At 60.6% G+C, this 11,910-nt stretch carries 8 protein-coding genes; 7 read left to right on the top strand and 1 reads right to left on the bottom strand.

Features of this window, described 5'->3' with window-relative positions; translation table 11 throughout:
* Positions 1–189: 189 nt before the first annotated feature.
* Positions 190–615, bottom strand: coding sequence for a YciI family protein (locus PMI28_RS02775; protein ID WP_007991867.1), 426 nt, complete (start codon positions 613–615; stop codon positions 190–192).
* A gap of 179 nt (positions 616–794) precedes the next feature.
* Between PMI28_RS02775 and PMI28_RS02780 the strand changes: the two genes are divergently transcribed.
* The 7 genes from PMI28_RS02780 to PMI28_RS02810 form a co-directional block, all read left to right on the top strand.
* Positions 795–1,238 carry an SRPBCC family protein gene (locus tag PMI28_RS02780; RefSeq protein WP_007991865.1) on the top strand — a complete coding sequence of 148 codons (444 nt, stop codon included), beginning with the start codon at positions 795–797 and terminating at the stop codon, positions 1,236–1,238.
* A 162-nt stretch (positions 1,239–1,400) separates the two neighbouring features.
* Positions 1,401–1,901, top strand: coding sequence for a thiol peroxidase (gene tpx, locus PMI28_RS02785; RefSeq protein ID WP_007991863.1), 501 nt, complete (start codon positions 1,401–1,403; stop codon positions 1,899–1,901).
* Positions 1,902–2,079: 178 nt separating this feature from the next.
* Positions 2,080–3,396: an MdtA/MuxA family multidrug efflux RND transporter periplasmic adaptor subunit gene (locus PMI28_RS02790; protein ID WP_007991855.1), complete on the top strand. Its 1,317-nt coding sequence runs from the start codon at positions 2,080–2,082 to the stop codon at positions 3,394–3,396.
* Positions 3,393–6,488, top strand: coding sequence for an MdtB/MuxB family multidrug efflux RND transporter permease subunit (locus PMI28_RS02795; RefSeq protein ID WP_007991853.1), 3,096 nt, complete (start codon positions 3,393–3,395; stop codon positions 6,486–6,488). Before PMI28_RS02790 ends, PMI28_RS02795 begins: the two co-directional genes overlap by 4 nt.
* Before the next feature lie 148 nt (positions 6,489–6,636).
* Entirely contained in the window at positions 6,637–9,744 is a 3,108-nt protein-coding gene (locus tag PMI28_RS02800; protein ID WP_007991851.1) for an efflux RND transporter permease subunit, read from the top strand.
* The gene (locus PMI28_RS02805; protein ID WP_007991849.1) at positions 9,741–11,222 is read left to right on the top strand and encodes an efflux transporter outer membrane subunit; all 1,482 of its coding nucleotides are present in this window, start codon (positions 9,741–9,743) and stop codon (positions 11,220–11,222) included. Before PMI28_RS02800 ends, PMI28_RS02805 begins: the two co-directional genes overlap by 4 nt.
* A gap of 388 nt (positions 11,223–11,610) precedes the next feature.
* A partial coding sequence (locus PMI28_RS02810; RefSeq protein WP_007991847.1) for an MHYT domain-containing protein occupies positions 11,611–11,910 on the top strand: 300 nt, incomplete at its 3' end.

Below are 11,910 nucleotides of genomic sequence, written 5' to 3'. Positions count from 1 at the left end.
TTCGCGAGCAAGCCCGCTCCCACAGGGGATCTGTGAGCGCCACAAGTCCCCTGTGGGAGCGGGCTTGCCCGCGAAGGCGGCCGCCAAGACACCGCATCCCCGCGCATCACCTCGCGAATATCCCTGACCCAGGCCTCACGTTCACTGTAGTACGCATGCTGAGGCAGTGGCCGACTCAGTCAGCGCCCATCAGTTTTTCTTCGCCTGCTCCCAAACCCGCTCTTCCTGCTCGCGCAGTTCCGGCGTGAACTCGGCTCCAAAGTCCTCAGCCTCAAACACCTGGCGAATCTCGATCTCGGCCTCGGTGCCCGGCATCGGGTTGGGGCAGCGCTTGACCCATTCAATCGCTTCTTCCCTGGACTTCACTTTCCACAACCAGAAACCGGCAATCAGTTCCTTGGTTTCGATGAAGGGACCGTCGATCACCGAGCGTTTGTCTCCTGAAAACTTTACACGAGCGCCTTTGCTGCTCGGGTGCAGGCCTTCGCCCGCGAGCATGATGCCGGCCTTGACCAGTTCTTCGTTGTAGTTGCCCATGGCCGTCAGCAGCTCTTGGCTGGGCATGACGCCGGCTTCGGATTCCTGGCTGGCTTTGATGATGATCATAAATCGCATGGTGATGTCTCCGTTGTAATTGAATGACTCGCTTAATGGTCGAATGGCTACGGTGCAAATCGACAGCACGCTGAACAAAATTGTCGTAGGTGACACCATGGCAGATTTATTTTCGACTTCCATTTCACAACACGGTATTTCTGGCCTGTCCGTTTACTGACCAAAGGAATGTGTCCCCTATGCCAACCTTGCAGATCACCACGCTCATTCCCGGTCGTAAACCCGAAGACGTCCTCGAATTTTGCCTGGAAGGCATCAACTTCCCGAAGATTTTCCCTGAGCGCATCACCCCACTGGGTCATGTCGACCTGAGTCTTTTGCGGATTGAAGCCGGGCGGCAATTTCGCTTTCGCCACTGGATGTTCAACGTGATTCCAATGAACTGGACGGTGGTGATCCGTGAAGTCGGCGAAATGCATTTCATCGACGAAATGCTCAAGGGGCCGATGCGTGCCTTTCGTCACGAACATCGGGTAGCAGCGGGCGAGGGCGGTACGCTATATACCGACCGGGTCACCTACTCGGCGTTGGGGGGTGCTCCCCTGGAGTGGTTGCTGGTCAATGGCTACATGCGGCGGATTTTCGAGGCGCGACATCGCAATATGCTGGAGTTACTCAAATAACACCGCTCCCACAGGGTTTTGTAGTGAGTGAGAAAGCGCGTGTATCCAGTTTTGTGCGCTGATACATGACAATTTATGTTTGGCCATAGGTCGTCGGACAATTTCGTGGTTAACTTCGGCCTGGTCAAAATTCTCCAAACCAACGTCAGAAGGACTCCGTTCATGGCTCAAGTCACTCTCAAAGGCAACCCGGTTCAAGTCAACGGCCAACTGCCACAAGCCGGTTCCAAGGCGCCAGCCTTTTCCCTGGTTGCCGGCAATCTGTCCGACGTCACCCTGAAAGACTTTGCCGGCAAGCGCAAAGTACTGAACATTTTCCCAAGCATTGATACCCCGACCTGCGCCACCTCCGTGCGCAAGTTCAACGCCCAGGCCAGCGACGTGGCCAACACTGTCGTGCTGTGCATCTCCGCCGACCTGCCGTTCGCCCAGGCTCGTTTCTGCGGCGCCGAAGGCCTGGAAAACGTACAGAACCTGTCGACCCTGCGCGGCGCCGAGTTCATCCAGAACTACGGCGTGGCCATCGCTGACGGCCCGCTCAAAGGCCTGACCGCTCGTGCCGTCGTGGTTCTGGACGAGAACGACAACGTGTTGCACAGCGAACTGGTTGGCGAAATCGCTGACGAGCCGAACTACGAAGCGGCACTTGCCGTACTGAAATAAGTAAAGCATTACAATTGTTAACGGCCTGGCTCTGTCCAGGCCGTTTTCATTTGTGCTTCAGTGTCTTGGATAAGTCTCCTGTTACGTAAGCCAAAGGTAAATTGCCGGTAAAGGCGCTTTGCTTAAAACCTGCCAGTGCTTATCGTTCAGCCTCATGTAAAAAAAGCCCACGCGCCCAATGGTTGATCACTCAATGCAATCCTCCGCTTCCCGTAGTCCCCGTCGCTGGCTGTTCGGCCTGCTTGTCCTGCTGGTCATCGCCGCCTTGTGCTGGAAATTCTGGCCCGGCAGCGCTGCACCCAAAGAGGCGGCGGGGCAGAAAGCCGTTGCCGGACATACCGGCAGGTCGGGTGGAATGCGACCTGGATTCGGCGCAGCGTCCGGGCCTGTTCCGGTGCGTGTGGCGCCGGCAGTCAAGGGTGACTTCCCGCTGTATTTCAAGGCGCTGGGCACGGTCACGGCACTGAACACCATCAATGTCCGCAGCCGCGTCGGCGGTGAGCTGGTCAAGATCTATTTCGAAGAAGGGCAGATGGTCAAGGCCGGTGACCTGCTGGCCGAAATCGATCCGCGTCCCTACCAGAATGCCTTGCTCCAGGCCGAAGGCACCTTGCTGCAGAATCAGGCGCAGTTGAAGAACGCTCAGGTCGATGTCGAGCGTTATCGCGGCCTCTACAAGGAAGACAGTATTGCCAAACAGACCCTGGACACCGCCGAAGCGCTGGTCGGTCAATTCCAGGGCACGGTCAAGACCAATCAGGCCGCCGTCAACGATGCCAGGCTCAATCTCGAATTCACCAGGATCCGCGCACCAATCACCGGTCGCGTCGGCCTGCGTCAACTGGACGTCGGCAATCTGGTAGCCGCCAACGACACCACCGCATTGGCGATCATTACCCAGACCCAACCGATCAGCGTGGCCTTCACCCTGCCGGAAAACAGCCTCGACACGGTACTTGCCCGTTATCGCAGCGGCGCCAGGTTGCCGGCTGAAGCCTGGGATCGTGGTGATACCAAATTGCAGGCCACCGGCGTATTGCAGAGCCTGGACAACCAGATCGACGTCACCACCGGCACCCTCAAGTTCAAGGCCCGTTATGAGAACAGCGATCAGTCGCTGTTCCCCAACCAGTTCGTCAACGTGCGCCTGCTGGCCGACACCCTCAAGGACGTCGTACTGGCGCCTTCCGCTGCGATCCAGTTCGGCACTAACGGTACGTTTGTCTATGCCCTGGACGGTGACAAGAAGGTCAAGATCCGTCAGTTGAAAGTCGGCGCCAGCGATGGCCTGAACACCGTGGTCACCGAAGGCCTGGCGGTGGGCGAGCGGGTCGTACTGGAAGGTACCGATCGCCTGAAGGACGGCAGTGACGTGGAAGTGGTCAATGACAGCCAGGACGTGCCGGTCACACCGACCGAACACTTGCAGGGCAAGTCGGCGACCAACGCGGCTGAGTCTGCGACCACGGACAAGGCGAAAAAGGGCGGCGCATGAATCTCTCGCGGCTGTTCATCCTTCGCCCGGTAGCCACCACGCTGAGCATGCTGGCCATTATCCTGGCCGGTGTGATCGCCTATCGGTTGCTGCCGGTGTCGGCATTGCCCCAGGTCGATTACCCGACCATTCGCGTCATGACGCTGTACCCCGGCGCCAGCCCGGATGTCATGACCAGCGCGGTGACTGCGCCGCTGGAGCGGCAGTTCGGGCAAATGCCTGGCCTGACGCAAATGGCTTCCACCAGTTCCGGCGGCGCGTCGGTGCTGACCCTGCGTTTCAGCCTCGACATCAATATGGACGTGGCCGAGCAACAGGTGCAGGCGGCGATCAACGCCGCGACCAATTTGCTGCCCAAGGACCTGCCGGCACCGCCGGTGTACAACAAGGTCAACCCGGCCGACACGCCGGTGCTGACCCTGGCCATCACCTCCAAAACCATGCTGTTGCCCAAGCTCAATGACCTGGTCGATACGCGCATGGCGCAGAAAATCGCCCAGATCAGCGGCGTCGGCATGGTCAGCATTGCCGGCGGCCAGCGCCAGGCGGTGCGCATCAAGGTCAACCCCGAGGCTTTGGCGGCCAACGGCTTGAACCTGTCGGACGTGCGCACGCTGATCGGTGCCTCCAACGTCAACCAGCCCAAGGGCAACTTCGACGGCCCGACCCGGGTGTCGATGCTCGATGCCAACGATCAACTGACCTCGCCCAAGGACTACGCCAACCTGATCCTGGCCTACGCCAATGGCGCGCCGTTGCGGCTCAAGGACGTGGCAGAAATCGTCGACGGCGCCGAGAACGAGCGACTCGCTGCGTGGGCCAACGAAAATCAGGCCGTACTGCTGAACATCCAGCGTCAGCCCGGTGCCAACGTGATCGAAGTAGTGGACCGGATCAAGGCCTTGCTGCCGAGCATCACCGACAACCTGCCGGCCGGCCTCGACGTGGTGGTGCTGACCGACCGCACCCAGACCATCCGCGCCTCGGTCAAGGACGTACAGCACGAACTGCTGATCGCCATCGCCCTGGTGGTCATGGTCACCTTCCTGTTCCTGCGTCGCGCCAGTGCCACGATCATTCCATCGGTGGCCGTGCCGCTGTCGCTGATCGGCACGTTCGGCGTCATGTACCTGGCCGGGTTCTCGGTCAACAACCTGACCCTGATGGCCCTGACCATCGCCACCGGTTTCGTGGTGGACGATGCGATCGTCATGCTGGAGAACATTGCGCGCTTTATCGAGGAGGGCGACAGTCCGCTGAACGCGGCGCTCAAGGGCGCCAAACAGATCGGTTTCACCCTGATCTCGCTGACATTGTCGTTGATCGCCGTGCTGATCCCGCTGCTGTTCATGGCGGACGTGGTCGGGCGGTTGTTCCGCGAGTTCGCCATCACGCTGGCGGTGGCGATCCTGATTTCCCTGGTCGTTTCCCTGACCCTGACACCGATGATGTGCGCGCGATTGCTCAAGCGTGAACCCGAGGAAGCAGAGCAGGGCCGTTTCTACCGCAGCAGCGGCGCGTTCATCGACTGGATGATCGCCGCTTACGGACGCAAGTTGCAGTGGGTGCTCAAGCACCAGCCGCTGACCTTGATGGTGGCCATTGGCACCCTGGCACTCACGGTTTTCCTGTACATGGCGGTGCCCAAGGGCTTCTTCCCGGTGCAGGATACCGGGGTTATCCAGGGTATTTCCGAAGCGCCGCAGTCGATTTCCTTCGCCGCCATGAGTGAGCGTCAACAGGAACTGGCCAAGGTCATTTTGGCCGACCCGGCCGTCGAAAGCCTGTCCTCCTACATTGGCGTGGATGGCGACAACTCGACACTCAACAGCGGTCGGTTGCTGATCAACCTCAAGTCGCACCACGACCGCGACCTGAGCGCAACGCAAGTGATTGCCCGCCTGCAACCGGAGTTGGACAAACTGGTCGGCATCCGCCTGTTCATGCAGCCGGTGCAGGACCTGACCATCGAAGACCGGGTCAGCCGTACGCAGTACCAGTTCAGCATGTCTTCGCCGGACTCGGAACTGCTGAGCCTGTGGAGCGGGCGCCTGGTCGAAGCCCTGGCCGCCCGCCCGGAATTGGCCGACGTTGCCAGCGATTTGCAGGATAAGGGCTTGCAGGTTTATCTGGTGATCGACCGTGATGCGGCGTCGCGGGTCGGTGTGTCGGTGTCGAACATCACCGATGCGTTGTACGACGCCTTTGGTCAGCGGCAGATTTCCACGATTTATACTCAGGCGAGTCAGTACCGCGTGGTCCTGCAATCACAGTCCGGCGAGAAGATCGGCCCGGATGCGTTGAACCAGATTCACGTCAAGACCACCGATGGCGGGCAGGTGCGCCTGTCCAGTCTGGCGCATATCGAGGAACGCCAGGCACAGCTGGCGATCACCCACATCGGCCAGTTCCCGGCAGTGATGATGTCCTTCAACCTCGCGCCCGGCGTGGCGTTGGGGCATGCGGTGCAGATCATCGAGCAGGTGCAGAAGGACATCGGCATGCCGATTGGCGTGCAGACCCAGTTCCAGGGCGCGGCCGAAGCCTTCCAGGCCTCGCTGTCGAGCACCTTGCTGCTGATTCTGGCGGCGGTGGTGACCATGTACATCGTGCTGGGCGTGCTCTACGAGAGCTATATCCACCCGATCACCATTCTTTCGACCTTGCCTTCGGCGGCGGTGGGCGCCTTGTTGGCGTTGATCCTGAGCGGCAACGACCTGGGCATGATTGCGATCATCGGTATCATTCTGCTGATCGGCATCGTGAAGAAGAACGCGATCATGATGATCGACTTCGCCCTCGACGCTGAGCGCAATCAGGGCATGGACCCGCAAACGGCCATCTATCAGGCGGCATTGCTGCGTTTTCGGCCGATCCTGATGACCACCCTGGCCGCGCTCTTCGGTGCCGTGCCGTTGATGCTGGCCACCGGCTCCGGCGCGGAACTGCGCCAACCGCTGGGTCTGGTGATGGTCGGCGGCCTGTTGCTGAGCCAGATTCTGACGCTGTTCACTACGCCTGTGATCTACCTGTATTTCGATCGTCTCGGTCGGCGCTTTGGCAAGACCGGCGCTCAGGAGACGGCGCTATGACGGCGTGCATAACCTGTGGCAGCGGGCTTGCTCGCGAAGGCGTCCGGTCAGTCGACAGGGATGTTGAATGCAAGCACCTCTTCGCGAGCAAGCCCGCTCCCACAGGGGGGCAGCAGGGCTCGTGGGTTGGTGCCGGGAGCAGTCATCGATGAATCTCTCGGGACCTTTCATCAAGCGCCCGGTCGCGACCATGTTGCTGAGCCTGGCCATCATGCTGCTGGGCGGCGTGAGCTTCGGTTTGCTGCCCGTATCGCCGCTGCCGCAAATGGACTTTCCGGTGATCGTGGTGCAGGCCAGCCTGCCTGGGGCCAGCCCCGAGGTCATGGCGTCGACCGTGGCCACGCCGCTGGAGCGCTCCTTCGGCGCCATCGCCGGGATCAACACCATGAGCAGCCGCTCCAGCCAGGGGTCGACCCGGGTGATCCTGCAATTCGACCTGGACCGCGACATCAACGGCGCGGCGCGGGAAGTGCAAGCGGCTATCAATGCCTCGCGCAACCTGCTGCCCAGCGGTATGCGCAGCATGCCGACCTACAAGAAGGTCAACCCGTCCCAGGCGCCGATCATGGTGCTGTCGCTGACATCCGATGTGCTGGAAAAAGGCCAGCTCTATGACCTGGCCTCGACGATTCTGTCCCAGAGCCTGTCCCAGGTGCAGGGCGTCGGTGAGGTACAGATCGGCGGCAGTTCCCTGCCAGCGGTGCGTATCGAGCTCGAACCGCAGTCGCTGAACCAGTACGGCGTGGCCCTGGACGATGTGCGCAACACCATCGCCAATGCCAACGTGCGCCGGCCCAAGGGCTCGGTGGAAGACGATCAACGACTGTGGCAGGTCCAGGCCAACGACCAGTTGGAAAAAGCCAAGGACTACGAGTCGCTGATCATCCACTACAACGGCGGCGCGGCCCTGCGCCTGAAGGATGTGGCAAAGGTCAGCGACGGCGTCGAAGATCGCTACAACAGTGGTTTCTTCAACGATGACGCAGCGGTATTGCTGGTGATCAACCGGCAGGCCGGCGCCAACATCATCGAGACGGTCAACGAGATCAAGGCCCAGTTGCCGGCGTTGCAGGCGGTGCTGCCGGCCAGCGTCAAGCTGAACCTGGCCATGGACCGTTCGCCGGTGATCAAGGCCACGCTGCACGAAGCGGAAATGACCCTGCTGATCGCCGTGGCACTGGTGATTCTGGTGGTGTTCCTGTTTCTCGGTAACTTCCGCGCCTCGCTGATCCCGACCCTGGCGGTGCCGGTGTCGCTGGTCGGCACCTTTGCCGTGATGTACCTCTACGGCTTTTCGCTGAACAACCTGTCGCTGATGGCGCTGATCCTGGCCACCGGGCTGGTGGTGGACGATGCCATCGTGGTGCTGGAGAACATTTCCCGGCACATCGACGAAGGCGTGCGGCCAATGAAGGCTGCTTATCTCGGCGCCCAGGAAGTCGGTTTTACCTTGCTGTCGATGAACGTGTCGCTGGTGGCGGTGTTCCTGTCGATCCTGTTCATGGGCGGAATCATTGAAAACCTGTTTCGCGAGTTTTCCATCACCCTGGCGGCCGCCATCGTTGTGTCGCTGCTGGTGTCGTTGACCCTGACGCCGATGCTCTGCGCCCGCTGGCTCAAGCCGCATACGCCGGGGCAGGAGAACCGCCTGCAACGCTGGAGCCAGCGGGCCAATCACTGGATGGTCGGCAAATACGCCACCAGCCTCGACTGGGTGTTGCGTCACAAGCGCCTGACGCTGCTCAGTCTGCTTGTGACAATCGGCGTTAACATTGCGCTGTATATTGTTGTTCCTAAAACATTTTTACCTCAGCAGGATACCGGTCAGCTGATCGGTTTCGTGCGCGGCGACGACGGCCTGTCCTTCAGCGTCATGCAGCCGAAGATGGAGATTTTTCGCCGTGCGGTGCTCAAGGATGAAGCGGTAGAAAGCGTCGCCGGATTCATCGGCGGCACCAACGGCACCAACAACGCCTTCATGCTGGTGCGCCTGAAGCCGATCAAGGAACGCAACATTTCCGCGCAGAAAGTCATCGAACGCCTGCGCAAGGAAATGCCCAAGGTTCCCGGTGCACAGCTGATGCTCATGGCGGATCAGGACCTGCAATTCGGTGGCGGCCGCGAGCAAACCACCTCGCAATACTCGTACATCCTGCAGAGCGGGGATCTCGGGGCATTGCGCGAGTGGTATCCGAAAGTCGTCACCGCGCTCAGGGCCTTGCCGGAGCTGACGGCGATCGATGCCCGGGAAGGCCGAGGTGCCCGGCAAGTGACCCTGATTGTCGACCGCGACCAGGCCAAGCGCCTGGGTGTCGACATGGACATGGTCACGGCGGTGCTGAACAACGCCTACAGCCAGCGGCAGATTTCGACCATCTACGACAGCCTCAATCAGTATCAGGTGGTGATGGAGGTCAATCCGAAGTACGCCCAGGACCCGATCACCCTCAAGCAGGTCCAGGTGATCACCGCTGACGGCGCGCGGATCCCGCTGTCGACCTTTGCACATTACGAAAATAGCCTGGAAAACGACCGGGTCAGCCACGAGGGCCAGTTCGCGTCGGAAAGCATTTCCTTCGACATGGCCGAAGGCGTGACGGTGGAGCAGGGCACGGCCGCCATCGAGCGGGCGATTGCCAAGGTGGGCCTGCCGGAAGACGTGATCGTCAAGATGGCCGGCACCGCCGATGCCTTTGCCGCCACGCAAAAAAGCCAGCCGTTCATGATTCTCGGCGCGTTGGTGGCGGTGTATCTGGTGCTGGGGGTGCTGTACGAAAGCTACATCCATCCGCTGACCATCCTGTCCACCCTGCCGTCGGCCGGGGTCGGCGCGTTGCTGTCGATCTATGCGCTGGGCGGCGAGTTCAGCCTGATTTCATTGCTGGGGCTGTTTCTGCTGATCGGCGTGGTGAAGAAAAACGCCATTCTGATGATCGACCTGGCGTTGCAGCTGGAACGACAACAGGGCATGGCGCCGCTGGAATCGATTCGCAGCGCCTGTTTGCAACGTTTGCGGCCGATCCTGATGACCACCCTGGCGGCGATCCTCGGTGCCTTGCCGTTGCTGCTGAGCCGCGCCGAAGGGGCGGAAATGCGCCAGCCGCTGGGCCTGACCATCATCGGCGGGCTGATCTTCAGCCAGGTGCTGACGCTTTACACCACCCCGGTGGTTTACCTCTATCTCGACAAACTGCGCCATCGTTTCAATAAATGGCGTGGGGTGCGTACTGATGCTGCTCTGGAAACTCCGCTATGACTGAACGTTCGCTTTTCAACCTGGCTGCACCGCTGATCACGGCTCGAGGCTCGCGTTTGTTGAGCCTGTCACTGTGTGTGGCGATGCTCAGTGCCTGCGCCGTCGGCCCGGATTACCAGCGCCCGCAAACCGCCGAGCCGGCACAGTACAAGGCTGCAGAGGGCTGGCGTCAGGCCAACCCGAGCGATGCCCTGGCTCGCGGCGCGTGGTGGGAGTTGTACGGCGACCGGCAGCTCAATGACCTGATCGACAAACTCAACCGCTCCAACCAGACCGTGGCGCAGTCCGAGGCCCAGTTCCGTCAGGCCCAGGCATTGGTGCGTAGCGCACGTGGGGCGTTTTTCCCGACGGTCGACCTGAACGTGAGCAAGAACCGTTCAAGCCAGGGCACCGGCAGCAGCAGCTCCAGCCTGAGCAGTTCGTCCAGCGGTATTCGCAATACGTACTCGGCCCAGGTGGGTGTCAGTTGGGAGGCGGATGTGTGGGGCAAGCTGCGCCGTGGCCTCGAAGCCGATACTGCCAATGCCCAGGCAAGCTTTGCCGATTTGGCCGCGATGCGCCTGAGCCAACAGTCGGAGCTGGTGCAGAATTATCTGCAATTGCGCGTGATCGATGGCCAGAAGCGCCTGCTCGAAGACACGGTTTCGGCTTATCAGCGGTCGCTGAAAATGACCGAAAACCAGTACCGCGCCGGCGTATCCGGCAAGGACGCCGTGGCCCAGGCCCAGACGCAGCTCAAAAGCACCGAAGCCGACATGGTCGACCTGATCTGGCAACGTGCACAGTTCGAGAACGCGATTGCCGTGCTGATCGGCTTGCCACCGGCTGAATTCAGCCTGGCGGAAAGCCAGGACATTCCGCAGTTGCCGCAAGTACCGTCGGCACTGCCTTCGCAGTTGCTGGAGCGTCGCCCGGACATCGCTTCCGCCGAGCGTTCGGTGATGGCCGCCAACGCCAACATCGGCGTGGCCAAGGCCGCCTATTACCCCGACCTGACGTTGAACATGAACGGCGGTTATAGCAGCAGCACGTATTCCAACTGGATCAGCCTGCCGAACCGCTTCTGGTCGGTAGGACCGCAATTGGCCATGACCCTGTTCGACGGCGGCCAGCGCTCGGCGGAAGTCGACCGTAGTGAAGCGGCCTATGACGAAACTGTGGCCAAGTACCGCCAGACCGTGCTGGACGGATTCCGCGAGGTGGAAAACTTCCTGGTGCAGCTCAAGGTGCTGCAGGATGAAGCCGTCGTGCGCCAACAGGCACTGGATGCCGCCCGTGAATCGTTGCGCCTGACCCAGAACCAGTACAAGGCCGGTTTGATTGCGTACATCGATGTGGTCGTGACCCAGGCGGCGGCGCTGAGCAACGAGCGCAGTAACCTGGACCTGTTGCAAAGCCGCTTGATCGCCAGCGTGCAGTTGATTGCGGCATTGGGGGGTGGCTGGGATGGACAACTTCAGGTGAGCGATACGCAGTAACGAGCAGGCACATCGTGGCGAGGGGCTTGTTTGTGGCGAGGGAGCTTGCTCCCGCTGGGCTGCGAAGCAGTCCCAAAACCTGCACCCCCCAAATTGCTCCAGATAGATCGCGGTCACCTGTTTCGCGACCGCTTCGCGCTCGAGCGGGAGCAAGCTCCCTCGCCACAATGAGTGCATTCGCCATTGAAGCGATGTGTCTGGTACGGTAATCCCAGCCATGAATCCGGGTATGCCCGGCTTAATGTAAAACCTTAAAACAGACGTTTCATCGGACTGATGGCCCTTTGCTCATTTTGTGAGTGCGTTCTCATTCGGAATCAGTACAATCGCCGCATTTTCCCCCGGCGAGAATCGATAACATTAACGGGGGCATTCGCGAGAAGTCCCCATGCTCATCGGAAGTTATTCCCCCACTCTGGTCATCATTTCGCTCTGTGTAGCGATTCTCGCCTCATACACCGCACTGGACCTGACCGGGCGCATTGCCACCGCCAAGGGGCGCGCCGTGCATTTATGGACCGCGGGTGGGGCCATTGCCATGGGCATCGGCATCTGGTCGATGCACTTTATCGGCATGCTCGCGTTCGAGTTGCCCATCGATCTGGGCTACGACGGCGCAATCACCCTGTTGTCGCTGTTGATCGGCGTGCTCTCCAGCGGTTTCGCGCTGTGGCTGGTCAGCCAGCCG

Origin of the sequence: Pseudomonas sp. GM48, assembly GCF_000282335.1 — a bacterium.
Taxonomy (GTDB): Bacteria; Pseudomonadota; Gammaproteobacteria; order Pseudomonadales; family Pseudomonadaceae; genus Aquipseudomonas.
Note: the sequence above shows the minus strand (reverse complement) of the source record. Positions and strands in the feature narration are given on the sequence as shown.

Excerpts from the sequence above, each read along its gene's own strand:
- PMI28_RS02775 (WP_007991867.1), bottom strand. The coding sequence starts at position 615 with ATGCGATTTATGATCATCATCAAAGCCAGCCAGGAATCCGAAGCCGGC.
- PMI28_RS02780 (WP_007991865.1), top strand. The coding sequence starts at position 795 with ATGCCAACCTTGCAGATCACCACGCTCATTCCCGGTCGTAAACCCGAA.
- tpx (WP_007991863.1), top strand. The coding sequence starts at position 1,401 with ATGGCTCAAGTCACTCTCAAAGGCAACCCGGTTCAAGTCAACGGCCAA.
- PMI28_RS02790 (WP_007991855.1), top strand. The coding sequence starts at position 2,080 with ATGGTTGATCACTCAATGCAATCCTCCGCTTCCCGTAGTCCCCGTCGC.
- PMI28_RS02795 (WP_007991853.1), top strand. The coding sequence starts at position 3,393 with ATGAATCTCTCGCGGCTGTTCATCCTTCGCCCGGTAGCCACCACGCTG.
- PMI28_RS02800 (WP_007991851.1), top strand. The coding sequence starts at position 6,637 with ATGAATCTCTCGGGACCTTTCATCAAGCGCCCGGTCGCGACCATGTTG.
- PMI28_RS02805 (WP_007991849.1), top strand. The coding sequence starts at position 9,741 with ATGACTGAACGTTCGCTTTTCAACCTGGCTGCACCGCTGATCACGGCT.